The sequence below is a fragment of the Cytobacillus gottheilii genome (genome assembly GCF_018582665.1).
Lineage (GTDB): Bacteria > Bacillota > Bacilli > Bacillales > Cytobacillaceae > Cytobacillus > Cytobacillus gottheilii.
Window position 1 is genome coordinate 1,962,982 of the sequence record NZ_CP071709.1, and the last position, 25,913, is coordinate 1,988,894.

Consider the following 25,913-nt stretch of genomic DNA (forward strand, 5'->3'; position numbering starts at 1 on the left):
ATGTTAGATTTTTTACCATCTTTCCCTGCATTTTTACTTGTACTTGTTAGGGTTACATCATTTTTTCTAATGATGCCCCTTTTTTCTTATCGGTCCATTCCGAATTCTCATAAGATTGGTTTGGGATTCTTTATGGCCTGGATTATGTTTTATACGATGGACATCCCTGAATTTGAGATCGATGCAAATTACTTTATGCTAATTATCAAAGAAGCTCTAGTAGGTTTAATGGTTGGATTCATTGCCTATTTAATGATGGCTGCTATTCAGATTGCTGGAGGATTTATTGATTTTCAGATGGGCTTTGCGATCGCAAATGTGATTGATCCTCAGACTGGTGCACAAAGTCCGCTGACAGGTCAATACCTTTATACGGTAGCTCTTCTTTTTCTATTATCGGTCAATGGCCATCATTTGCTCCTTGATGGCATTTATCACAGCTATCAGTTTGTCCCAATCGATCAGCTGTTTATTCCATTTGGCAATGCTAATATGGCTGAATTTGTCATTAGAGCTTTTAATTCTATGTTCATTATCGCTTTTCAAATGTCAATTCCTGTTGTCGGCAGCTTATTTCTTGTTGATGTAGCACTTGGCATTGTAGCTCGGACTGTGCCGCAGCTAAATGTATTTGTTGTTGGACTGCCGTTAAAAATTGGAGTTAGTTTTATTGTTTTAGTCGTTGTCATGAGTGTAATGATGGTTGTCGTTTCGGAAGCCTTTGAAGCAACTTTAACAACCATGCGCGGACTGATGGAATTGATTGGAGGCTCATGACATGAAGCTTTTATCCTTGGACCTTCAGCTTTTTGCAGGTGAAAAAACGGAAAAAGCGACCCCAAAAAAGAAACAGGATTCACGTAAAAAGGGTCAGGTAGCAAAAAGTCAGGATATCAATACGGCACTAGTGCTGCTGGCTGTTTTTTTATTTTTATTCTTTGCCGGTTCCTATTTGATTAATATTTTGATTTATATTATGAGACACTCCTTTCAGGAATATATCATGCTTGATTTAACCGAAGAAGGAATTCAAGTAATTTTTCTGGATGTTTTAAAAGAGCTTGTTATATTTCTCGGTCCGATCATGGCGGTTGCGATGGTTGGAGGAATTATTGCTAATTATGCTCAAGTAGGTGTCCTTTTTTCAACAGAAGCGATTCAGCCGAAGCTTGAAAAGTTAGATCCAATTAAAGGCTTTAAAAGAATCTTTTCTGTTCGGGCACTAGTGGAATTGCTTAAATCAATGTTGAAAATTGGCTTTGTTGGTGTTGTGGCTTTCGCGATATTATGGATGCGGATTGATGAAATTCTTTATTTATCACAGAAGTCAATCGGAGCTGCGATGGCTACAATTGGCAGTCTGACCGTACAGATGGGTTTATTTGCAGTTCTTGCTTTGTTATTTCTCGCTGTTCTAGACTATTTTTATCAAAAATACGATTTCGAAAAAAATATCCGCATGTCAAAACAGGATATAAAGGATGAGCATAAGAACTCTGAAGGGGACCCGCTCATTAAATCGAAAATAAAACAGAAGCAAAGAGAAATGGCTATGAGAAGAATGATGCAGGAAGTGCCAAAAGCAGATGTAGTGATTACAAACCCTACCCATTATGCCATTGCGTTAAAGTATGATGATGCTGTTTCAGATGCACCCATTGTAGTTGCGAAAGGGGTAGATTTTGTAGCACAGAAAATCAAGCTCATTGCCAAAGAAAATGATGTTGCTGCTGTTGAAAATCGGCCGCTGGCAAGAGCGCTGTATAGTCAAGCAGAAATTGGGGAAGCAATTCCTGAAGAGTTTTTTAAAGCGGTAGCAGAAATACTTGCTTACGTTTATCGAATTAAGCACAAAATTTAATAGGAGATCCATAACCCTATTGAGATTGCTTCGTGTTTGTAATGTTAGGAGAGAGAATAAATGGCAATAAGAGACTTAACGGTGCTGCTGAGTGTCATAATGATCGTTGCGATGCTCATTATCCCGCTTCCGCATTGGTTATTAAGTATATTAATCATTGTGAATATGGCCTTGGCGCTCATGGTATTATTAACGGCAATGAATATGAAGGAAGCACTTGAATTTTCAATTTTTCCTTCATTAATTTTGCTGATGACCCTGTTCAGACTTGGATTAAACGTCTCAACTACGCGCTCTATTCTGTCAGAAGGTGATGCAGGAAGGGTTGTCGAAACATTTGGTTCTTTTGTGACGGGCGGCAATATATTAGTCGGAATGGTTGTATTCTTGATCCTTGTAATTATACAGTTTGTTGTCATTACAAAAGGTTCAGAGAGGGTGTCGGAAGTAGCCGCAAGATTTACCCTTGATGCAATGCCAGGAAAGCAGATGAGTATTGATGCTGATTTAAATGCCGGCATGATTTCTGAACAAGAAGCAAAGGAAAGACGGGAGAAAGTAAGCCGCGAATCAGATTTTTATGGAGCAATGGATGGTGCGAGTAAGTTCGTTAAAGGTGATGCCATCGCAGGAATCATAATTACAATTATTAACTTAATTTTCGGGATTGTCATTGGTATGGTTCAACTCGGCCTTCCTATTGCCGAAGCAGCAACAACGTATTCGATGCTGACAGTCGGGGACGGATTAGTAAGTCAAATACCTGCTCTATTAATTTCGACCGCTACTGGTATTGTTGTGACTAGAGCAGCTTCAGATGGAAATATCGGGAAAGATATTACATCACAGCTTTTCGCTTATCCGAAAATGCTATATGTTACAGGAGGAACCATCCTTTTGCTGGGTATTTTCACTCCGATTGGCATTTTTCTTACCCTTCCAATTAGCGGGTTGCTTATTGTAGGAGGATACATGATATCTCGTGTACCTGAAACAAATAAAGAACAGCTTCAGGAAATGGAAGAAGAAATTGAAACGAGTGAAATGAAAAGTCCTGAGAGTGTGGTAAATCTGTTAAATGTTGATCCAATTGAATTCGAATTTGGATATGGTCTTATTCCGTTGGCAGATGCGAATCAGGGCGGTGATTTGCTCGATCGGATTGTCATGATTAGAAGACAGCTGGCTATTGAGTTAGGGCTTGTAATTCCTGTTGTCCGTATACGTGACAACATACAGCTGCAGCCAAACGAATATCGCTTAAAAATAAAAGGCAATGAGATGGCACGCGGCGAACTGCTGCTCGATCACTATTTGGCCATGAGCCCAGGCATTGAAGATGACTCTATTGAGGGAATTGATACAGTCGAGCCTTCATTTGGTTTGCCGGCTAAATGGATTTCAGAACAAATGAAGGAACAGGCTGAAATATTTGGCTATACGGTAGTCGATCCTCCTTCAGTTGTCTCTACACATATTACTGAAATGATTAAAATGAATGCACATGATCTGTTAGGCAGACAAGAAACAAAGCAGCTAATCGATCATTTAAAAGAAAGCTATCCGATTCTTGTTGAAGAAGTGTCACCAAGTCCTTTATCGGTAGGAGAAGTTCAAAAGGTATTAGCAAAGTTACTAAAAGAAAATATTTCAATCCGCAATTTGCCGATTATATTTGAGACACTTGCCGATTATGCAAAGTCTACAAGTGACACGGACATCCTCGCGGAATATGTCCGCCAGGCGCTGGCCCGCCAAATTACGAGCCAATATTATCAGCCTGGTGAATCATTAAAAGTTGTTACCCTTTCCGGCAAGGTTGAGAAATTGATTGCTGATGCTGTCCAGCAAACGGAACATGGATCTTTCTTATCATTAGATCCAGGTGTATCGCAATCGATCCTTGAATCAATTGCCTCACAAGTGGAACAATTATCTTTAATGGAACAGACGCCAATTGTTCTCTGCTCTCCAGCAGTAAGAATGTATGTGCGTCAGTTGACGGAAAGGTATTTTCCGCAAATTCCAATCCTTTCTTATAATGAACTTGAAGCAAATGCTGAAGTGCAAAGTGTAGGGGTGGTGAATGCTGAGTGAAGGTAAAAAAATATGTTGCAGAGTCCATGCCTGAAGCGATGAAAAAGATCAGAGCTGAGCTGGGTAACGATGCAGTCATCTTAAATTCAAGAGTCATACAAACAGGTGGGTTTTTAGGTTTCTTCAAGAAACAGAATATTGAAGTGCTGGCAGCTGCTGATTCAAAGCCTGAAAAAGAACAAAAACCAATGATCAAAAATAAACAAAGTAATCAAAAGGACATGGCAAAATTCACAATAGAAGGTCAAAAGTTACCAGTGAATGAAAGTAATAATGACCCTATTCTTAAAGAATTGAACGATTTGAAAAAGCTGGTAGGAACGATGGGCAAAGAACATAATCAAAACACAGCCCATCTTCCCGCTCCACTGCTTCGCGTACATAACCTGTTAAACGAGCAGGAAATTGATCAGCAAGTCATTTTTTCAATTGAACAAAAACTTCTTGAAAAATGGTATGCAAGCGGCGAGAGTGCAGAATCGTCTGTAGAAAAGTGGCTTGAGTCTGAAATGAATGAAAAGTTAACAAACATCCCATTTGGAGGCATTTCTTTTCAGAAAAAATATGTGAATGTAATTGGCCCAACAGGTGTCGGGAAAACCACAACACTTGCAAAGATTGCAGCAGAATGTGTGATGACTCATAAAAAATCAGTAGCTTTTATTACAGCTGACACGTACCGAATTGGAGCAGTTGAGCAGTTGAAAACATATGCGGAAATTTTAAATGTACCACTTGAAGTGTGTTATTCACTCGAAGAATTTAATATTGCTGCTGAAAAGTTCTCACAATATGATCTTGTTTTTATTGATACTGCAGGACGAAATTTTCGTAACAAGAAATATGTTGAAGATCTTAAGCGGACGATCGACTTTGAACATGATATGGAAACATATCTTGTCCTTTCATTAACTTCAAAGCAGCGTGATATGGAGGAAATATATACTCAATTTTCAAATATCCATATCGATAGGCTTGTTTTTACAAAAGCGGATGAAACTTCGAGCTATGGAGCAATGTTTAACCTTATTTATAAGCATCAAAAAGGCGCAGCTTATATTACAAATGGCCAGGATGTACCAGATGATTTGATCTATGCTACACCAGAAGCTATTACTAAAACAATAATCGGGGTAGATTCTAATGTATGATCAGGCTGCCAAGCTTCGTTCTAGAGTTGAAAACAATGGTGAAGGAAGTAAGACGCGTACCATTGCGGTTATGAGTGGAAAAGGCGGAGTAGGAAAATCAAATATATCCTTAAACATGGCTCTTACGCTAAGTGGGAATGGATATAAAGTCCTGCTGATTGATATGGATATTGGAATGGGCAATATTGATATTCTCATGGGAACCTCTCCACCGTACACCATTGCTGATTTTTTTCAAAATAATGTCGGGCTGGAAAGAATCATTGTCTCTGGCCCGCAATCGCTTCATTATATTGCTGGTGGAACGGGTCTTTCACATTTCATTGATTTTGATCCTATGCATATGAGCCGGTTTATGGATGAATTCCAGCAGCTGCTCTATCAATATGATTTTGTTTTTTTCGACATGGGAGCAGGTATTTCAGAGCACTCATCCAAATTTATTCTGTCTGCTGAGGATATAATTGTTGTAACTACGACAGAGCCTCCTTCCATAACAGATGCATACGCAGCAGTTAAGCATGTAAAATTGCTTAATGACCGTATCCCTTTTCATTTTATTGTGAATAGGGTACAAAACGAGAAAGAAGGAAAGGAAACGTTTCAGCGCATAAATGGTGCCCTTAAGAAGTTTTTAGGAATTGAAACGGCCTTTCTTGGTTCGATCCCTGATGATCAAAACATCTCAATGGCGGTAAAAAGACAGATTCCTCTTGTCCTTTATAATGATAGGTCACCGGCAGCAAAGGGAATCAAACAGGTTGCAGACCTGCTTATAAAGCCAATTGATGATATTCAGTCTATGAAAAAGAAAACCAATTTTGTTGCAAACTTAAGGCGTCTTCTCTTTGAAAGGTAGTGTGATTAATGAAGAGAATAAATGTGCTTATTGTTGATGATTCTGCTTTTATGCGAAAATTAATTGCAGATTTTCTCACTGAAGATCCTCGGATCCATATCATCGGTACGGCACGCAATGGAGAAGATGGGCTCAAAAAAACCATCGAGCTTAAACCGGATGTTGTCACGATGGATGTAGAAATGCCCGTATTAAATGGTTTAGATGCATTAAAGCTAATTATGGAAAAAAATCCTGTACCCGTTCTCATGCTTTCCAGTACGACGAAGGAGGGGGCAGAAAATACCATACAGGCAATCGCCTATGGTGCAATTGATTTTATTGCCAAACCATCCGGAGCCATTTCTTTAGATCTGCACAAAATAAAGCAGGAATTAATAGAAAAGGTTGTTTCGGTTAGCAGCGCAAATATAAAGCAGCTGGTGAAATATCCACTGGAAAAGAAAATACCTACTAATTCACCGCAAAATTATAGTAAAATAGAACCAACAAAGATATTAGGGCAAAAGGATGGTTTTAAGTCTTCGTGGAAACCAACAGATAGTAAAATTGTCTGTATAGGCACATCCACTGGAGGTCCGCGGGCTTTGCAGGCTGTGCTCACAAGATTACCTTCCGCCATTCCTGCACCTATTGTCATTGTGCAGCATATGCCTGCAGGTTTTACACATTCTCTTGCAAATAGATTAAACCATCTATCTCAAATAACCGTAAAGGAAGCAGAGGATGGAGAGATCTTACAAAAAGGAACTGCCTATATAGCACCAGGAGGCTATCATCTGCAGGTTATGAAGAAAGGAACTTCATTGCAGGCAAAGCTGAATCAGGCAGAAGCCAGGAATGGTCATAGACCATCGGTTGATGTCATGTTTGAATCTGTGAGCATGATTGAGGGATTTGCAAAGGTAGCTGTTATTATGACCGGCATGGGATCTGACGGTTCAAAAGGTTTAATGGCCCTAAAAGAAAAGGGAAATGTAAAAGCCATTGCTGAATCGGAGGAATCATCCATCGTCTACGGAATGCCTAAATCCGCAATTGCCACTAATCTAGTTGATGAAGTAAAAAAGGTAGACCTTATAGCTGAAGCTATAATCAAATATGTATAATGCCAAGGAGTGCATTCGCATGGAAATGAGCCAATATTTAGAAGTATTTATTGAAGAAAGTAAAGAACATCTACAAGCATGTAACGAACAACTGCTTGAACTCGAAAAAAATCCCGAAGACCTTAAGATCGTGAATGATATTTTCCGTTCTGCCCATACGTTAAAAGGGATGTCGGCAACAATGGGGTATGAGGATTTAGCTAGTCTGACACATCAAATGGAAAATGTGCTAGATGCCATTCGCAATCAAAAGATAAAAGTAAATTCAGAAATACTGGATGTTGTTTTTTTATCTGTTGACGATCTTGAGGCAATGGTCGAATCGATCGCAGGCGGCGGAGATGGAAAACGCGATGTTTCCTCTGTTGTTGAGAAGCTAAAATTAATTGAGCAAGGGAAAAGCCCTGCTGGAGCTCTGGCAGCTGCTGAAACGGCTGTTGCAATAGCAGAACCTCCACAATTCAGTGCAGCAAAGAGCAGCTATGATGAGTTTGAATTAACAGTGATCGAGCAATCAAATGAGCAAGGGTTTCATGCTTATGAAATTACTGTTCAATTGCGTGAAGACTGCCTTTTAAAGGCTGCACGTGTATTTATGGTATTTGAAGTCTTGGAAACAACGGGTGAAGTAATTAAATCAAGTCCTTCTGCAGATCAGCTTGAAGAAGAACAATTTGATCATGAATTTACCGTAACAATTGTGACGAAAGAATCAATTGATGACATCCAGAAGAAAGTAATGAAAGTTTCAGAGGTAGAAAAAGCAGATGTTCATGCTATTTCCGTAGAAGAACTGAAAAAGCAGGCAGCTGATGTGGAGGACTCCACACAAACAACTGTTGAAGATACTCCTGTCTTAGCTGAAGTTGTAGATATAGCTCCACCTGAAGCTCAAAAGGATGATAAAAAAGCGTCAGCGAAGCAATCGAGCAACAAAACCATTCGCGTTAATATTGAACGTTTAGATATTTTGATGAACTTATTTGAAGAGCTTGTAATTGACCGGGGAAGACTTGAGCAGATTTCACGGGATTTAAATAATCAGGAGCTTCAGGAAACAGTTGAACATATGTCCAGAATTTCTGGTGATTTGCAGAATATTATTCTTAACATGCGAATGGTTCCTGTTGAAACAGTTTTCAATCGTTTTCCGCGGATGGTCCGTCAGCTTGCGCGTGATTTAAATAAAAAAATCAATCTGCAGATTATTGGAGCAGAAACTGAATTAGATCGTACAGTTATCGATGAAATTGGTGATCCGCTAGTCCATTTAATCAGAAATGCACTTGATCATGGCGTAGAAACACCAGAGGAAAGAAAAGCAAAAGGAAAAAACGAAGAAGGAAATGTTGTATTAAAAGCATTCCATAGCGGAAATCATGTCTTTATTGAAATTGATGACGATGGAGCAGGCATCAGCAGAGATAAAGTATTGGCAAAAGCTTTGAAAAATGGAATTATCACTGAACAAGCTGGAGCTGCAATGACAGATAAGCAGGTTTTTGAGCTTATTTTCGCATCTGGTTTCTCTACTGCCGATAAAATATCTGATGTATCTGGCCGCGGTGTAGGTCTTGACGTTGTTAAAAACACAATTGAATCTTTAGGCGGATCTGTGACAATCGATTCGAAACTCGGCCAAGGTTCCACTTTTTCAATTCAATTGCCATTAACATTGTCCATTATTTCGGTCATGCTTGTGGAAATTCAAAAAGAGAAGTTTGCTGTTCCTCTATCATCTATTATTGAGACAGCGATTGTAAAAGAATCAGATATTCTCAATGCACACAACCAAAAGGTAATTGATTTTAGAGGCAAGGTTGTACCTCTTTTATTCTTGAAGGATATCTTTGAAGTGCCAGTTTCAGAACAGGGTGATGAATTTTACTCTGTAGTCATTGTTCGAAAAGGAGATAAAATGGCTGGACTAGTTGTTGATTCCTTTATCGGCCAGCAGGAAGTGGTGCTAAAGTCACTTGGCAGCTATTTATCAAATGTTTTTGCCATTTCTGGCGCAACAATCCTTGGAGATGGACAAGTAGCATTAATTGTAGATTGCAATGCACTAATAAAATAAGCATAAAGCTTTAGCGGATGGTGCGTTATTCAAGCGGGAAAATTATTAAAATCGCTAAGGAAACGTACCGTAATCCGCAAAATTTTAAGGATACACCTTATTACTATACGTGCAATAAGTGAATACTGGAAAAGTGCTAAAAGTGCTTTCCCATCATGAATATAAGCTGATGTTAAGGGGTTAATAAGAGGAGTGGACATGCATGGTTGAAGAGATGACAGCTGATTTAAAATTGATCGTTTTTCAGCTAAAAGATAAGGAATATGCAATTCCGGTTAGTCAGGTGCTTTCAATTGAAAAAGTAGAACATATTACAAGAGTTCCGGGTACGGCCAATTATGTAAAAGGTGTTATCAATCTTCGTGGAATTGTAACGCCGATTATTAATCTTAGAAGCCGATTCGATTTAGAGGAAGAAGGCTACAATGATCATACACGCGTCATTATTGTGGCTGTTAATGACATGGAAGTAGGATTAATCGTTGATTCTGCTAATGACGTCATTGATATTTCTGAGGACTCTATTGAACCTTCACCAGAGGTTGTCGGAAATGTGGAAGCTGATTATGTATTAGGAGTTACGAAGATTGAAAAAAGGCTTCTTATTCTAATCGATCTGGAAAAAGTTTTAAATGTAGACGATATACCTGGATTAAGCGGAAACACAGAAGAATGATGAATTACATGAATACTATTTCATCTGTTCATTTGGACATTTTGAAAGAGATTGGTAATATTGGGGCAGGACATGCAGCGACCGCTCTGTCCACCCTTTTGGATAAAAAAATCGACATGACGGTGCCAGATGTCAAGATTGTAACTTTTGATGAAATGATGGATATGGCCGGCGGTCCTGAAAACATTGTTGCTGGCGTATTTCTTCGGATTGAGGGAGAGGCACCAGGGAGCATGTTCTTTTTGCTTCCGATTGAACAGGCTACTGCTTTTATTCAGGACATGCTGGATGACCAGCACTTCGATTTGCAGGAATGGCAAACAAATGAATTAGCACTTTCAGCATTGCAGGAACTCGGAAATATTCTTTCCGGTTCTTATTTATCAAGCCTATCTGATTTTACGAAACTTTCTCTCTACCCATCTGTACCTGCCTTAAGCATTGACATGGTTGGTGCTATCGTCAGCTTCGGACTTGTTGAGCTTTCTCAAGTGAGTGATTATGCGATCGTCATTGATACGGCCTTTAATGAAGAGCAGAAAATGGAAAAACAGGAGGTAAGAGGGCATTTTTTCCTGCTGCCTGATCCAGATTCCTTTTCAATCATCTTTCAAGCATTAGGAGTATCAGATCATGACTAGTACGCTCGAAGTTATTAAAGTTGGAATAGCTGATATGAATACCGTTAAAGCGCCACAAATCATTCGAACATCAGGACTTGGCTCATGTGTCGGTGTCATTATCTATGATGAAATTAAAAAAATTGCAGGTTTAGCACATGTTATGCTGCCGGAATCTTCCTTAGCAAGAGAACAGAAGATTAATAAAGCCAAGTATGCAGACACAGCCATTATTGAACTTTTAGCTCTTTTATTAAAAATGGGAGCGTGCAAAACAAATCTTCGCGCTAAATTAGCCGGCGGAGCACAAATGTTCAAGTTTTCCGGCGGAAGTGATTTAATGCGCATTGGTCCTCGCAATGTCGAGGCGGTCAAGAAAGAGTTAATACGATTAAATATTAGAATTATTTCTGAAGATACAGGTGGAAGCAGCGGCAGGACAATTGAATTCAATCCTGAAACTTCACTTTTAAATATACGTACTGTTAATCAAGGAACAAAAGATATTTAGTATTTCGATCAATGGCGGTTTAGCCGCTTATTATAACAATCATGATCAATAAGAACTGGAAGTGTCCCGAGGAGGGTTTGTTTTGCATCAAACGACTGAGGAGCAAATGTCTTGGCAGAATTGGGTAAATGTCCGTGATCCAGAAGCTGGTGACTATCTTGTAAAGAAATATATGCCGCTTGTCAGTTATCATGTTCAGCGCATATCTGTTACCCTGCCCAAAAGTGTATCAAGAGACGATATTAAAAGCCTTGGGTTAATGGGTCTTTATGATGCCCTGCAGAAATTTGATCCTGCTAGGGATTTAAAATTTGACACTTATGCTTCTTTCCGAATTAGAGGAGCCATTATTGATGGATTAAGAAAAGAAGACTGGCTTCCTCGGAGTACAAGAGAAAAGGCGAAAAAAATAGAGGCCGCCTCCGAAAGGTTAGAGCAGCAGCTAATGCGCAATGCAAGTATCGAAGAAGTGGCTAAAGAGCTGGATATGCCTGTTGAGGATGTTTATTCATCCATCAATGAACAATTCTTTTCGAATCTTTTATCTATTGATGAACAGCCAAGTGATGATGATCATGAAGGCTTTTCCCATATGATTAAAGATGAAAAAGCATTAATACCTGAGCAAAAGGTGTTAAAAGATGAAGCCCTAAACGAAATGACTCAATTAATTACAAACTTGAATGATAAAGAACAGCTTGTGCTGAGTCTGTTTTATAAAGAAGAATTAACATTGACTGAAATTGGCGAAGTAATGAATTTATCGACCTCCCGTATTTCACAAATCCATTCGAAGGCTATTTTTAAGTTGAGAAAAAGCTTGGATAAAGTTATATAAAATGGATATCCAATATACGTCCTAACCTAAAGAGTAAAGCCCATTTTTAAAAGTGGATTTCAAACAAATGCGCTTTTAATAGCATCATTTGCTTGAAATCCACTTTTTATTTCATTACATAACGAACGAAAAGTACTTATTGGTTAACCTGATCCTTTTTGTAAATGACAATTACAAAAACAAAGGAAGTGAGTCCATGAGTCTTAAAGCAATTGAAATGCAGGTTGCACTTCCTAGAACCCAGGATGCCGGCAAACTGCAGGAACAGCTTCAGCAAAGAGGCCAGGTTATGCAGGATATAGCCTCTCAAGCAGCCTTAAAGGAAGAAGAACGAAAAAGGACCTCAGTAATAGCAAATTCAGATGCGAACAGTGTATCTCTAACGGACAAAGATCAAAAAGGCCAACAGCAGCAGGAACAATCTGAACGCAAGCACCAGAAAAAAGATCAAACAGTTAAAGAATCTCATCCTTATAAAGGGAAACTAATTGATTATAGCGGATAGAGGGTATAAAAGATGACAGTAATGCTATTAGTTATAAGTCTTTTCTTAAATATATTAGCCTTTGTGGCAATCATTAATTTGTATATGAGACAAACGCGGCTGATTGAAAGCGAAAAAAATCAAGCAAAAGCCACAGAGGAAATGGAAGAAATCATCTCCACCTATTTAACGCAAATGAAGGAAGAAAATGATGAGTTTTTACAAAAACTCTCTGATTTGCATACGCCAGATAAAGCTCCTGCCAAAACATCTCCTGAAAAAACAGAGAATAAAAGAGCAGAGCCCCAAAAAGATTTAGAAGATCCTCCAGCCTTTCAAGCTAGAATTGGAAAAGCATCTATGTATCAGGCTGCGAAGGTTTATCAGCAAAATAAAGCAGCAAGCGAGAATAGCAGAGCAGATATTAAAGACGAAGCAGCAAGCGAGAATGGCAAAGCAGCCATAAATGACGAAACTGCAAATCAGAATGTTGAACCGGATGCTGAAAAGGACATTCATTCAGAAGCCGAAGAGATAAATGATACCACACAAACCCAGCAGCCAACTCTGTTAAGCCAGGCTCTGGTCTTAAAGAATCTAGGACTTACAAACGATGAGATTGCTAAAAAACTTAATAAAGGAAAAACAGAGATACAATTATTGTTGAAATTTCACGAAAAACAATAAGAATAACTTGAATATGTAACATGATTATGCTATATTAACAAATGGTGTTAATACACACGTTCATTGATTCAGCCGAATGGTGCTGTCAAACAGTTGGCGGCTGAAGATGATATGAGCGGAGGAAATCAAAACCATTAGGAGGAAACACAAATGTCAGTAATTTCAATGAAGCAATTACTTGAGGCTGGTGTACACTTTGGTCACCAAACTCGCCGCTGGAACCCTAAGATGAAAAGATACATTTTCACTGAGCGTAACGGCATCTACATCATCGACCTTCAAAAGACTGTTAAGAAGGTTGAAGAAGCTTACAACTTCGTTAAGGAACTTGCTGGAAACGGTGGAACAATCCTTTTCGTAGGTACAAAGAAACAAGCTCAAGATTCTGTTAAAGAAGAAGCAATCCGTTCTGGTATGTACTATGTGAACCAGCGCTGGCTTGGTGGTACTTTAACAAACTTTGAAACAATCCAAAAACGTATTGCACGTTTGAAAGATATCGAAAGAATGTCTGAAGATGGAACTTTCGAAGTACTTCCTAAGAAAGAAGTTGTTCAGCTTAATAAAGAGCATGAGCGCTTAGAAAAATTCTTAGGCGGAATTAAAGACATGAAGGCTATTCCTGATGCATTATTCATCATCGACCCTCGTAAAGAGCGCATCGCTGTTGCTGAAGCACATAAATTAAACATCCCAATCGTTGGTATCGTTGATACAAACTGTGATCCGGATGAAATCGATGTTGTTATTCCTGCAAACGATGACGCAATCCGTGCTGTTAAACTATTAACAGGCAAAATGGCAGATGCTATTCTTGAAGCTAAACAAGGCGAAGAAGTTACAACTGCTTAATCAAACACTGTAAACGGCATTCGCCCAGACATGGAGAAAGGTCTTCTGGACAAAAGATTCGTTTTTTGACAGAACGACCTTTTCCCTGAGGCACTGCCGTTATCGGTATGAAAAGTGGATAATCCACTGGATTACATTTAAAAAGGTGATAACAGGGAGCACCCTTTTATCACCTTTTTTTAAAGAGATTCAGCCATCTTTTCTTGCGAATCTTACTAATCTCGTTTCACAGCAAGAATAAATGGAAATGATAAAATTACATACTTCAACTTTTAAGGAGGATTTCATAATGGCAATTACTGCTCAAATGGTAAAAGAACTGCGTGAAAAAACTGGCGCAGGTATGATGGATTGTAAAAAGGCTCTTCAAGAAACTGATGGTGATATGGAAAAAGCTGTCGACTTCCTTCGTGAAAAAGGAATCGCGAAAGCTGCTAAAAAAGGTGACCGTATCGCTGCTGAAGGTTTAACAGCTATTAAAGTTGAAGGAAACGAAGCAGTTCTTCTTGAAGTAAACTCTGAAACTGATTTCGTTGCTAAAAACGAAGGTTTCCAAACTTTAGTACAAGAACTTGCTGACCACCTTCTTGCTAGCAAACCTGCTACAGCTGAAGAGGCAGTAACTCAAACAATGGCAAACGGTGCAACAGTTGAATCACACATCAACTCCGCAATCGCTAAGATTGGTGAAAAGTTATCTCTTCGCCGTTTCTCTGTATTAACAAAAACAGACAATGATGCATTTGGTGCTTACCTTCATATGGGCGGACGCATTGGTGTGTTAACAGTTCTAGAAGGTACTACTGATGAAGATGCTGCGAAAGACGTTTCTATGCACATTGCTGCATTAAACCCTAAGTATGTATCTCGTGATGAAGTATCTGCTGAAGAAGTAGAGCGCGAGCGTCAAGTTCTTACTCAACAAGCGTTAAATGAAGGCAAGCCAGAAAACATCGTAGCTAAAATGGTTGAAGGCCGTTTAAGCAAGTATTTCGAAGATGTTTGTGTAAACGATCAAGCGTTTGTTAAAAACCCAGATCAAAAAGTAGGCAAGTTTGTTGAATCTAAAGGCGGTAAAATCCGTGAATTCGTTCGCTTCGAAGTTGGAGAAGGAATCGAAAAACGTGAAGATAACTTCGCTGAAGAAGTTATGAGCCAAGTGAAAAAATAATTTGCTTATATGCAAATCTTGAAAACTCAGGGAACACTTTGTGTTCCCTGTTTTTCAAGACTTTTTTCTAATAAAGCATAAATTTTAGCGGAAAAAGAATGTGGAGGTTTTTATGAGCGCGCCTAAATATAAACGTGTTGTTTTGAAATTAAGTGGTGAAGCTTTAGCAGGTGAGCAAGGCTTCGGAATAAATCCATCCGTTATTAAATCGGTTGCAGTTCAGGTCAAGGATTTGGCTGAGCTTGGTGTTGAGGTCGCAGTTGTTGTAGGCGGCGGAAATATTTGGCGCGGTAAAATTGGTGAAGAGATGGGCATGGACAGAGCCAATGCAGACTATATGGGAATGCTGGCGACAATCATGAATTCACTTGCTCTTCAAGACAGCCTAGAACAGATGGGAATTGAGACGCGAGTACAAACATCCATTGAAATGAGACAAGTTGCAGAGCCATATATTCGCAGAAGAGCGATTCGTCATCTTGAAAAGAAACGCGTTGTGATCTTTGCTGCAGGCACCGGCAATCCTTATTTCTCCACTGATACTACGGCTGCACTAAGAGCTGCTGAGATTGAAGCAGAGGTAATTCTTATGGCCAAAAATAACGTTGATGGAGTTTATTCAGCAGATCCGCGCGTTGATAAAAATGCAAAGAAATATGATGAACTATCATATCTTGATGTTCTAAAAGAAGGTCTGGCTGTTATGGATTCAACAGCGTCCTCTCTATGTATGGACAATAATATACCACTAATTGTGTTCTCAATCATGGAAGAAGGCAATATTAATCGTGCTGTAATGGGTGAACCAATTGGTACAATTGTAAGGGGGAAATCATAATGACAAAGCAAACCATTGATAATGCTAAAGAGCGTATGACAAAAGCAATTGGGGCTTATACACGTGAATTAGCGGGAATTCGTGCAGGTAAAGCGAATGCTTCCTTGCTTGACCGCGTTACTGTAGATTATTACGGAGCTCCAACTCCAATTAATCAGCTGGCTGGCGTATCAGTTCCAGAAGCTCGTCTTCTTGTTATTCAGCCATATGATAAATCTGTACTTGGAGAAATTGAGAAGGCTATTTTAAAATCTGATCTTGGCTTAACACCTTCAAATGACGGCAGCATTATTCGTTTAGCTATTCCACAGCTAACAGAAGAACGTCGTAAGGAATTAGTGAAAGTTGTTAAGAAAGAAGCTGAAGAAGCTAAAATTGCAGTTCGAAACATCCGTCGCGACAGCAACGATGAGCTTAAAAAGAATGAAAAGAACGGTGAGATTACAGAGGATGATCTTCGCGGTTACTCAGATGATATTCAAAAATTAACTGATGATTACATCAGCAAAATTGACAATATTACAAAAGATAAAGAAAAAGAGATTATGGAAGTTTAATCACTTCTCAAATAGTGTTAAAACCCTCTATTTTTAGGGGGTTTTTTTACACTATGGGGGAAAAGCATGTGTCCTGCCAGATCGTTCAATTCATGTGAAAAACGGCTCGGTACTCTAATTTAAAAGCATTTCATGTATTTTTTTAACAATGATGAATAGAAAACTTCATTTAAGCGTAATTTTTAAAGATAAAACGGAAAATTTTTGGTATGATTAGATGAGCTTTGAAATGTTAAGCAGTTTATACATAATTATGATCTCAGCGTTTTTATATATTATTTTATTTGAGAATGAATTTAGCCTATAATAAATAGGATTATTCCTTTCAGAAGTTCAGTAATCATCAATTCCTTTTAGGAAGCATGACCATGGCACAGAGTTCACTGAAGGCAAGTAACCTATTTTAAAGGAGTATATATATGTTCGATAAGATGAAGTTTTGGAAGAATAATATCAGCTCTTCCAGTTTGAGAGAACGGGCAGAAAAAATACAGGAAGGTGCAGTGCCTTCGCATGTCGCCATCATTATGGATGGAAATGGGAGATGGGCTAAAAAAAGAGCACTGCCAAGAGTGGCTGGCCATCATGAAGGAATGAAGGTAGTCCGGAAGATAACCCGTTTTGCAAATCTGCTTGGGATTGATACGCTGACCCTCTATGCTTTTTCAACTGAGAATTGGAAACGTCCTAAGTTAGAAGTAGAATACTTAATGAAATTGCCGGAAGAATTTTTGGGCACCTTCTTGCCGGAATTGATAGAGGAAAATGTGCAAGTGCGTATGATCGGCGATAAACAGTTATTGCCTAAGCATACTTTAAATGCAATTGAAAAGGCTATGAATGAAACAAAAGATAATGACGGTCTCATTTTGAATTTTGCGATGAATTATGGAAGCCGAGCTGAGATCATCAATGCAGTTCAAAATGTCTTAAAAGATATTAAAAGTGGTATAATAGATGAAAATCAGCTGGATGATGAGCTGTTTTCTAAATATTTAATGACGTGTGAACTAAGTGATCCTGATTTGTTAATTAGAACAAGCGGGGAAATTCGCTTGAGCAATTTTATGCTGTGGCAGCTTGCCTATTCAGAATTTTGGTTTACAGATGTATTATGGCCAGATTTTACAGAAGAACATCTTGCCGATGCAATCGAAGCATTCCAAAGTCGTCAAAGACGATTTGGAGGAGTATAATAAAGGATGTTGAATAAACAATGAAGCAAAGAAGTATTTCAGCAGTGGTTTTTGTCGCAATTTTATTGCCTATCGTCATCTTTGGAGGACTTCCTCTTACCGTTTTTACGTATATAATCGCTACAGTTGGTCTTCATGAGCTGTTAAGAATGCGCAATTTACATATCTGGTCTATACCCGGAGTTCTATCGACTTTATTATTATGGACCATCTTATTGCCGGCTGATTATCAATATATCTTAACTGATTGGAATAGCTCCCGCTTTGATATAATCATCTTGTTTCTATTCTTGTTTCTTTCCTATACTGTTGTATCGAAGAACAAGTTTCATTTTGATGATGCGGGGTTTGTGATTTTAACGGTTTTATACATAGGTGTAGGTTTTCATTTCTTTATTGAAACGAGATTTGCTGATAACGGTCTAATTTTTATTTTTTATTCCTTGTTTTTAATGTGGGCAACAGATTCAGGAGCATATCTGATTGGAAAAGCGATCGGGAAGAGAAAACTGTGGCCGGAAATTAGCCCAAACAAAACAATTGAAGGTTCGCTCGGCGGAGTTGCATGTGCGCTTATCGTAGCTATTTTATTCATGATTTTTACAGATATGAATCTATCGCCAGTTCAGTTAATCGTGATGACTATAGTATTATCAATTTTTGGACAAGTTGGAGATTTAGCAGAGTCTGCTTTTAAGCGTCATTATAAGGTGAAGGATTCTGGGAAAATTATGCCCGGACACGGCGGGGTTCTAGACCGCTTTGACAGCTTGCTGTTTGTTTGGCCATTAATTCATTTACTGCATTTTATTTAAATGCCAGCCTGGTTTTGATAGGAGAGGTAAAATTGAAACATATAAGTTTAATGGGAGCTACTGGTTCAATCGGTACTCAAACGCTAGATGTTTTAAAAGAACATCCGGATGAATTTAGATTATCGGCATTTTCTGTCGGTAAGAATTTAGATTTGGCTAGAAAAATCATTGTTGAATTTCAGCCAGAACTAGTCTCAGTTTCAGAAAAAAATGATATGGAAGTTCTTAAAAGCGAATTTCCAGGCATATCTTTTACATATGGACAACAAGGGTTAACGGAAGTTGCCGTTTATCATAAAGCAGATGTATTAGTAAATGCAGTCCTTGGGAGCGTTGGTTTAGAACCCACTCTCCAAGCAATCGAAGAGAAAAAGACGATTGCGATAGCTAATAAGGAAACGCTCGTTACAGCGGGGCACCTTGTCATGGAAGCCGCTAAAAAAAATGGTGTGGCTCTGCTTCCGGTGGACAGTGAGCATTCTGCCATTTTTCAGGCATTACAAGGTGAAAAAGAGAAGAATATCGAAAAACTAATATTAACCGCCTCTGGAGGCAGCTTCCGCGATAAAACTAGGGAAGAACTTCAGAATGTAACAGTCGAACAAGCATTGAACCACCCAAACTGGTCAATGGGTGCAAAGATCACGATAGACTCTGCTTCTATGATGAATAAAGGACTTGAAGTAATAGAGGCTCATTGGCTGTTTTCGATGCCATATGAAAATATTGATGTTCTGCTTCATAAAGAAAGCATCATCCATTCAATGATTGAATTTCATGACAGCAGTGTGATCGCCCAGCTTGGCACGCCCGACATGAGGGTGCCGATTCAATATGCGCTGACATATCCGGATCGACTGCCTTTGCCTTCAGCCAATCGCTTGAATTTAGCTGAAATAGGAAAGCTGCATTTTACAGCTATGGATTTCAATCGCTTCCGCTGTTTACAGCTTGCCTATGATGCTGGTAAAGCGGGGGGCAGTATGCCAACCGTTTTAAATGCTGCAAATGAAGCAGCTGTGGCCGCCTTTTTAGAAGGGAAAATTTCATTTCTTCAAATTGAGGAGTATATTGAGCGGGCATTACATGCACATCAGCATATTGCTAATCCAGGTCTTGCTGAGATAAAATCAGCTGATGCCGAAGCGAGAAAATATGTATCTTCTCTTATTTAAAATACGTCTCCGCAAGTATTAGTGAGCGTGATAGAAAAGGTGGTTAAATTTTGAGTACAGTTATTGCCTTTATCGTTATTTTTGGTGCATTGGTTTTTTTCCATGAATTAGGCCATTTGATCTTTGCCAAAAGAGCAGGTATCCTTTGCCGTGAATTCGCAATTGGATTTGGACCGAAAGTGTTCACTCATAAAAAAAATGATACGGTATATACCATTCGCCTTTTGCCAATCGGCGGCTTTGTCCGGATGGCTGGCGAAGACCCAGAAATGGTTGAAATTAAACCAGGTTATCGAGTAGGGCTTCTTTTTAATGACAAAAATGAAGTTCAAAAAATTGTTCTTAATAGAAAAGATAAGCATCCGGATGCTCGTATTATCGAGGTTGAAGAAGCTGATTTAGAACATAAACTGTTTATTAAAGGCTATGTCGAAGGTGAGGCAGAGGAATTACTGCAAACATTCTCTATTAATCGAAAAGCTGTCATTATCGAAGATTCGGTTGAAACATTAATTGCTCCTTATGATCGCCAATTTGCTTCAAAAACCTTGCCGCAGCGTACAATGGCGATTTTTGCAGGACCGATGATGAACTTTGTCCTTGCTTTTGTTGTGTTTGTCATTATTGCCTTATTGCAGGGAATGCCAACGAGTGACCCTGTTTTAGGTAAATTAACGGCTGATGGTGCAGCATATGAAGCTGGCCTGCAGCAAGGAGACGTCGTCCATAGTGTAGATGGCGCAGAAGTATCAACATGGGAAGATATCGTTGAAATTATTCGCGAAAGCCCTAATGAAGAAATTGACTTTCACATTGCCCGTAATGGCGAAGAGTTAACCGTTCCTGTTACACCTGCTCTTCAAGAGGACGAGGCAGGATCGCGCGGTGTAATAGGCGTTTATCAGCCTATGGAAAAGTCACCGTTAAAATCGATTGTCTATGGTGCACAGGAAACATATAATTGGACAAAGCAAATTTTTGTTATCCTTGGTACAATCCTGACAGGCCAATTCTCAATTGATGATTTATCAGGACCGGTTGGCATTTATGTTTCAGTTGATACGGTTGCTCAAACAGGGATCTATAACCTTATGAAATGGGCAGGTATTCTAAGTATTAACTTAGGTATTATGAATCTCTTGCCAATCCCTGCATTAGATGGAGGAAGATTATTATTCTTTGCAATTGAAGCAGTCAGAGGAAAACCTTTGGACCGCACAAAAGAAGGAATGGTTCATTTTGTAGGCTTTGCCCTTCTGATGCTGCTGATGATCGTTGTTACATGGAATGATATTCAGAGATTCTTTTTATAAAACGGGAGCATAAGGCCTTCCGGCAATATAAAATTAAGACTGAGATGGGTTAGATTCCTCGCCTTTTTAAGCGTTCAGTTAAGCTTTGGGGAAGGAATTTAACCCTTCTTTATGATAATAAAAGAGGTGCTATTAGATGAAACAGAGTATGACGTTAATTCCAACACTAAGAGAAATTCCAGGAGATGCAGAAATTAAGAGCCATCAGCTTCTTTTAAGAGCAGGTTATATCCGACAGAACGCAAGCGGCATATACAGCTATTTGCCTTTAGCACGCAAAATGCTGCAAAAGATTGAACAAATTGTCCGTGAAGAGATGGACAATGCAGGCGCGGTTGAATTATTGATGCCGGCCATGCAGCAGGCAGAGCTTTGGCAGGAATCAGGACGCTGGTATACATATGGACCAGAATTAATGCGAATGAAGGATCGTCATGAACGTGATTTTGCATTAGGAGCAACACATGAAGAGGTAATTACAAGCTTGGTAAGAGATGAAGTGAAATCATATAAAAGATTGCCGCTTGCTCTTTATCAGATTCAAACGAAATTCCGTGATGAAAAACGCCCGCGATTTGGGGTTCTGCGCGGCCGTGAGTTTATTATGAAGGATGCATACTCCTTCCATTCATCCAAAGAAAGCCTGGATGAAATGTACGACCAGCTTTTTGAAGCCTATAATCGCATTTTCACACGCCTGCAACTGAATTTTAGAGCGGTTATCGCAGATTCAGGAGCAATGGGCGGTAAGGATACACATGAATTTATGGTGTTATCTGAAATCGGAGAAGATACGATTGCTTACTCGAACGAATCAGATTTTGCTGCAAATATCGAGATGGCACCAGTTGCTGCTGTTTATAAAAAGAGTGAAGAAGCAGTACAGCCGCTGGAAAAGGTGAAAACGGAAAATCAAAAAACCATTGAAGAAGTATCTTCCTTCTTATCCGTTTCTCCTGAAAAATGCATTAAAACGCTGCTGTTCAAAGCAGATGATAAATTTGTGGCAGTCCTTGTGCGCGGTGACCATGAAGTAAATGATATTAAGCTGAAAAATGTACTTAATGTCAGTGATGTTGAATTAGCAACAGCTGAAGAATCCGCGAAAGTCTTTAATGCACCAGTTGGTTCTGTTGGTCCTATTGGTCTTAAAGATGTGGAGATCGTTGCAGATCAGGCAGTTGAAGTGCTTGTAAATGCGGTTTGTGGTGCAAACGAAGAAGATTACCATTGCAAAAATGTGAATCCTGGCAGGGACTTTGAAGTATCTGCTTATGAAGACATCCGCTTCATCCAAGAAGGAGATCCTTCTCCAGACGGAAAAGGCATCATTCAATTTGCAAAAGGAATTGAAGTTGGACATGTGTTTAAACTGGGAACTCGTTATAGTGAAGCAATGGATGCGATGTATTTAGATGAAAACGGAAGAAACCAGCCAATGATTATGGGCTGCTACGGAATTGGTGTTTCACGCTTAATCGCTGCTGTTGCTGAACAGTATAATGATGAAAAAGGTTTCATTTGGCCGATGGAAGTAGCTCCATATGATTTACACGTTATCGCAGTAAATACGAAAGATGCTGATCAAGTATCATTAGCAGAAGAACTTTACGCACAGCTGAAAGCAGCTCGCTATGATGTTCTTTTCGATGACCGTGCCGAGCGTGCGGGCGTTAAATTCGCTGACTCAGACTTAATTGGCTTGCCAATTCGAATCACAGTAGGCAAAAAAGCTTCTGAAGGCATCGTAGAAATCAAAGTAAGAAGCACCGGAGACATGTACGAAGTGCACCAATCAGAACTGCTGGCAAAAATTGAAGAAATTGCAAAAGAACTGAAAAAATAAGTATATAGCCATAAGAGTAGTCGTAAATAGGTTCCCATTTCTGGGAACCTGTTTTTAATATTCTCAGTCAATGAAATCATTTTACCAGTATAAAAAATACATTCAGAATATAGGACATGTGATATAATGAAGACCGTCGAAAAATGTCCGAAGCTAACAGAGACAATCTATTTTGAGAGGAGTGTGAACTGTTGGGAGAGCAAAAATCTAAAAAAGAGCAGTTTCTGCTGTTAATGCAGCAGCTTGAGTTAACAGAAGATGCTCTTTTGCCATATTTTCAAAATGCTGAACTCGAAAAGGTTATTCTTGAGAAAAAGGCACGCAAATGGCATTTTCAATTCGTATTTGAAAACATTCTGCCATGTACTATTTATAGCAGATTATCTGCACAGCTTGCGAAGCATTTTTCTTATATCGCTCATACGTCCTTTTCGATCAAAGCAGTCAATCAGCAATACACAGAACAATCGATTCTTGATTACTGGAACAACTGTGTTCAAGAGCTGGAAGGAATATCTCCGCCTCTTCTGAAACTGCTGAATGAGCAAACTCCCGCCGTTCAAGGCAGCAAAGTAACCATTTCTGTTCGTAATGAAATGGAAGGAATGTCGATTAAAAGCAAGTATGCCGCTTTGCTTTCAAATATTTTTCAATCCTTTGGCTTTCCTTTGCTAACAGTTGATACTGCTGTGCAAGAGTCTGCATCAAATGATGAATATGAAAAATTCCTTGAAGCGAAGCAAAAAGAAGATCAGGAAAGAGGCTTGCAGGCTGCATTGGAAATGCAGAAGAAGGAGCAGGAAGCTGAAAACTCTGACACACCAGTACTTAAAGGTCCGCTTTCAATTGGCTTAACCATTAAAGATGATGCTGATTACCGCAAGCTGATTGATATTATAGATGAAGAAAGAAGAGTAGCAGTAGAAGGGTATGTTTTTGCGGCCGAAACGAAGGAATTACGGAGCGGACGAACACTTTTAACCTTCAAAATTACGGATTATACAAGTTCAATCATGGTTAAAATGTTTTCTCGTGATAAAGAAGACGCAGCGTTATTCCAGCTGGTGCAAAAAGGAATGTGGCTAAAGGTCCGAGGCAGCATTCAAAATGATACCTTTGTTCGTGACCTGGTTATGATTGGCAATGATATCAATGAAATCAAACCAGTACAGCGACAGGATACTGCACCCGAAAACGAAAAACGTGTTGAACTCCATCTGCATTCACCAATGAGCCAGATGGACGCAGTAACATCAGTAAGCACACTTGTTGCACAGGCGAAAAAATGGGGGCATAAAGCAATTGCAATTACTGATCATGCGGTTGTGCAATCTTTCCCGGAAGCCTTTGGTGCCGGAAAGAAAAACGATATTAAAATATTGTATGGCGTTGAGGTTAATCTTGTAGATGATGGTGTGCCAATTGCCTATAATGATGCACATCGACTGATTGCGGAAGATACGTTTGTGGTATTTGACGTAGAAACAACCGGTCTTTCTGCTGTTTACGATACCATTATCGAGCTCGCAGCTGTGAAGATTCGCGGTGGAGAAATTATTGACCGCTTTGAATCATTCGCAAATCCTCACCATAAATTATCGGCAACAACCATTAATTTAACAGGAATAACCGATGACTTGGTTGAAAATGCGCCAGAAGTGGAAGACGTTTTGAAAAAGTTTTATGAGTGGACTGGGGATGCAGTGCTTGTTGCTCACAACGCGTCCTTTGATATGGGCTTCCTTAATGTCGGCTACAAAAAAATAGGTTTAGGGAAATCTCCTAATCCTGTTATTGATACACTTGAACTGGCAAGATTTCTTTATCCAGATATGAAAAATCATCGTTTAAATACATTAGCGAAAAAATTCGATGTTGAGTTAACACAGCATCACCGTGCTATTTACGATGCTGAGGCGACAGGATACCTGCTGTTAAGAATGTTAAAAGATGCAGCAAATCAAGGCATCGAATATCATGATCAGTTCAATGATAATATGGGAAAAGGAAATGCTTTTCAGAGAGCTCGTCCATACCATTGCACACTGCTCGCTCAAAATGAAACAGGCTTAAAGAACTTGTTTAAGCTAGTGTCCATTTCTCATATTGATTATTTTTATCGTGTGCCTAGATTGCCGCGGTCCCTTCTGCAGAAGTACAGGGAAGGACTATTAGTAGGTTCAGGCTGTGATAAAGGTGAAGTATTTGAAGGCATGATGCAGAAATCGCCAGATGAAGTAGAAGATACTGCACAATTTTATGATTATATAGAGGTTCATCCGAAAGAAGTGTATTCACACCTAATTGAGCTTGAACTTGTCCGCGATGAAAAGGCGTTAAAGGAAATCATCGGCAAGGTAGTAGAACTTGGTGAAAAGCTGAACATTCCAGTAGCAGCAACCGGTAATGTTCACTACTTAAATCCCAATGATAAAATTTACCGCAAAATTCTCGTGAACTCACAGGGCGGTGCCAATCCGCTCAATCGTCATAATCTGCCGGATGTACATTTCAGGACGACAAACGAGATGCTAGATTCTTTTTCCTTCCTGGGAGAAGAAAAGGCGAAAAAAATTGTCGTTGAAAACACAAATGCGATCGCGGATATGATCGATGTAATCAAACCGATTAAAGACGATCTGTATACACCAAAGATCGAAGGCGCCGACGAAGAAATGCGGACCATGAGTTACGATATGGCCAAAAGCATTTACGGAGACGAGCTTCCTGAAATTGTTGAGGCAAGACTTGAAAAAGAACTGAAAAGTATCATTGGTCATGGATTTGCCGTTATTTATCTGATTTCACATAAGCTTGTTAAAAAATCGCTGAATGATGGATACCTGGTAGGTTCAAGGGGATCTGTCGGATCTTCGTTTGTTGCAACCATGACCGAAATTACTGAGGTGAATCCGCTGCCGCCTCATTATGTTTGTCCGAACTGCAAAACCTCAGAGTTCTTTGACGATGGTTCGGTGGGATCAGGCTTTGACCTGCCTGATAAAGATTGCCCAAATTGCGGCGGTGTCTTTAAAAAAGATGGCCATGATATACCGTTTGAAACCTTCCTTGGTTTTAAAGGGGATAAGGTACCCGATATTGATTTGAGTGCGCCACGTTGCCAATTGAAAAGATTGGTCACTAGCGATTTTGCTAGGAGAACTGTTAATTCGAAGTGTG

At 39.3% G+C, this 25,913-nt stretch carries 22 protein-coding genes and 1 pseudogene; all 23 read left to right on the forward strand.

Annotation, left to right across the window (positions count from 1 at the left end; genetic code table 11):
* Positions 1-777, forward strand: coding sequence for a flagellar biosynthetic protein FliR (gene fliR, locus J1899_RS09740; protein WP_066446566.1), 777 nt, complete (start codon positions 1-3; stop codon positions 775-777).
* A 1-nt stretch (position 778) separates the two neighbouring features.
* A complete protein-coding gene (flhB, locus tag J1899_RS09745; protein WP_066446564.1) occupies positions 779-1,861 on the forward strand; it encodes a flagellar biosynthesis protein FlhB in 1,083 nt (360 codons plus the stop codon).
* A gap of 60 nt (positions 1,862-1,921) precedes the next feature.
* Positions 1,922-3,958 (forward strand): flagellar biosynthesis protein FlhA, encoded by a 2,037-nt coding sequence (flhA, locus tag J1899_RS09750; RefSeq protein WP_214478517.1) that lies wholly within the window; start codon positions 1,922-1,924, stop codon positions 3,956-3,958.
* Positions 3,955-5,109 carry a flagellar biosynthesis GTPase FlhF gene (gene flhF / locus J1899_RS09755; protein WP_214478518.1) on the forward strand — a complete coding sequence of 385 codons (1,155 nt, stop codon included), beginning with the start codon at positions 3,955-3,957 and terminating at the stop codon, positions 5,107-5,109. Before flhA ends, flhF begins: the two co-directional genes overlap by 4 nt.
* Positions 5,102-5,968 carry a MinD/ParA family protein gene (locus tag J1899_RS09760; protein ID WP_066446556.1) on the forward strand — a complete coding sequence of 289 codons (867 nt, stop codon included), beginning with the start codon at positions 5,102-5,104 and terminating at the stop codon, positions 5,966-5,968. The genes flhF and J1899_RS09760 overlap by 8 nt, the downstream gene beginning before the upstream one ends.
* Before the next feature lie 8 nt (positions 5,969-5,976).
* A complete protein-coding gene (locus J1899_RS09765) occupies positions 5,977-7,077 on the forward strand; it encodes a protein-glutamate methylesterase/protein-glutamine glutaminase (RefSeq protein WP_214478519.1) in 1,101 nt (366 codons plus the stop codon).
* Positions 7,078-7,096: 19 nt separating this feature from the next.
* Positions 7,097-9,154: a chemotaxis protein CheA gene (locus J1899_RS09770; RefSeq protein WP_214478520.1), complete on the forward strand. Its 2,058-nt coding sequence runs from the start codon at positions 7,097-7,099 to the stop codon at positions 9,152-9,154.
* A gap of 202 nt (positions 9,155-9,356) precedes the next feature.
* Positions 9,357-9,830 carry a chemotaxis protein CheW gene (locus J1899_RS09775; RefSeq protein ID WP_066446548.1) on the forward strand — a complete coding sequence of 158 codons (474 nt, stop codon included), beginning with the start codon at positions 9,357-9,359 and terminating at the stop codon, positions 9,828-9,830.
* Positions 9,830-10,471, forward strand: coding sequence for a chemotaxis protein CheC (locus J1899_RS09780; RefSeq protein WP_066451639.1), 642 nt, complete (start codon positions 9,830-9,832; stop codon positions 10,469-10,471). Before J1899_RS09775 ends, J1899_RS09780 begins: the two co-directional genes overlap by 1 nt.
* Positions 10,464-10,961: a chemotaxis protein CheD gene (locus J1899_RS09785; protein ID WP_066446547.1), complete on the forward strand. Its 498-nt coding sequence runs from the start codon at positions 10,464-10,466 to the stop codon at positions 10,959-10,961. Before J1899_RS09780 ends, J1899_RS09785 begins: the two co-directional genes overlap by 8 nt.
* 82 nt (positions 10,962-11,043) lie before the next feature.
* The gene (locus tag J1899_RS09790) at positions 11,044-11,799 is read left to right on the forward strand and encodes a FliA/WhiG family RNA polymerase sigma factor (protein ID WP_082851690.1); all 756 of its coding nucleotides are present in this window, start codon (positions 11,044-11,046) and stop codon (positions 11,797-11,799) included.
* A gap of 196 nt (positions 11,800-11,995) precedes the next feature.
* Positions 11,996-12,304, forward strand: a complete 309-nt coding sequence (locus J1899_RS09795; protein ID WP_066446545.1) for a hypothetical protein — start codon at positions 11,996-11,998, stop codon at positions 12,302-12,304.
* 12 nt (positions 12,305-12,316) lie between these two features.
* The gene (locus J1899_RS09800) at positions 12,317-12,970 is read left to right on the forward strand and encodes a hypothetical protein (RefSeq protein ID WP_214478521.1); all 654 of its coding nucleotides are present in this window, start codon (positions 12,317-12,319) and stop codon (positions 12,968-12,970) included.
* Between the two features lie 150 nt (positions 12,971-13,120).
* Entirely contained in the window at positions 13,121-13,822 is a 702-nt protein-coding gene (gene rpsB, locus J1899_RS09805) for a 30S ribosomal protein S2 (RefSeq protein ID WP_066446540.1), read from the forward strand.
* Between the two features lie 289 nt (positions 13,823-14,111).
* The gene (gene tsf / locus J1899_RS09810; RefSeq protein WP_066446537.1) at positions 14,112-14,993 is read left to right on the forward strand and encodes a translation elongation factor Ts; all 882 of its coding nucleotides are present in this window, start codon (positions 14,112-14,114) and stop codon (positions 14,991-14,993) included.
* Positions 14,994-15,105: 112 nt separating this feature from the next.
* Positions 15,106-15,831: a UMP kinase gene (gene pyrH / locus J1899_RS09815; protein WP_066446535.1), complete on the forward strand. Its 726-nt coding sequence runs from the start codon at positions 15,106-15,108 to the stop codon at positions 15,829-15,831.
* Entirely contained in the window at positions 15,831-16,388 is a 558-nt protein-coding gene (frr, locus tag J1899_RS09820; protein WP_066446533.1) for a ribosome recycling factor, read from the forward strand. The genes pyrH and frr overlap by 1 nt, the downstream gene beginning before the upstream one ends.
* Positions 16,389-16,807: 419 nt before the next feature.
* Positions 16,808-17,584, forward strand: a complete 777-nt coding sequence (gene uppS, locus J1899_RS09825; RefSeq protein WP_066446530.1) for an undecaprenyl pyrophosphate synthase — start codon at positions 16,808-16,810, stop codon at positions 17,582-17,584.
* A gap of 20 nt (positions 17,585-17,604) precedes the next feature.
* A complete protein-coding gene (locus J1899_RS09830) occupies positions 17,605-18,399 on the forward strand; it encodes a phosphatidate cytidylyltransferase (protein WP_066446528.1) in 795 nt (264 codons plus the stop codon).
* Between the two features lie 32 nt (positions 18,400-18,431).
* Positions 18,432-19,574, forward strand: coding sequence for a 1-deoxy-D-xylulose-5-phosphate reductoisomerase (gene dxr, locus J1899_RS09835; protein ID WP_214478522.1), 1,143 nt, complete (start codon positions 18,432-18,434; stop codon positions 19,572-19,574).
* 50 nt (positions 19,575-19,624) lie between these two features.
* Positions 19,625-20,887 carry an RIP metalloprotease RseP gene (rseP, locus tag J1899_RS09840; protein ID WP_214478523.1) on the forward strand — a complete coding sequence of 421 codons (1,263 nt, stop codon included), beginning with the start codon at positions 19,625-19,627 and terminating at the stop codon, positions 20,885-20,887.
* Positions 20,888-21,023: 136 nt separating this feature from the next.
* A complete protein-coding gene (locus J1899_RS09845; protein WP_214478524.1) occupies positions 21,024-22,733 on the forward strand; it encodes a proline--tRNA ligase in 1,710 nt (569 codons plus the stop codon).
* 233 nt (positions 22,734-22,966) lie between these two features.
* Positions 22,967-25,843, forward strand: a pseudogene (locus J1899_RS09850) (PolC-type DNA polymerase III); the annotation flags it as partial.
* Positions 25,844-25,913 lie beyond the last annotated feature (70 nt).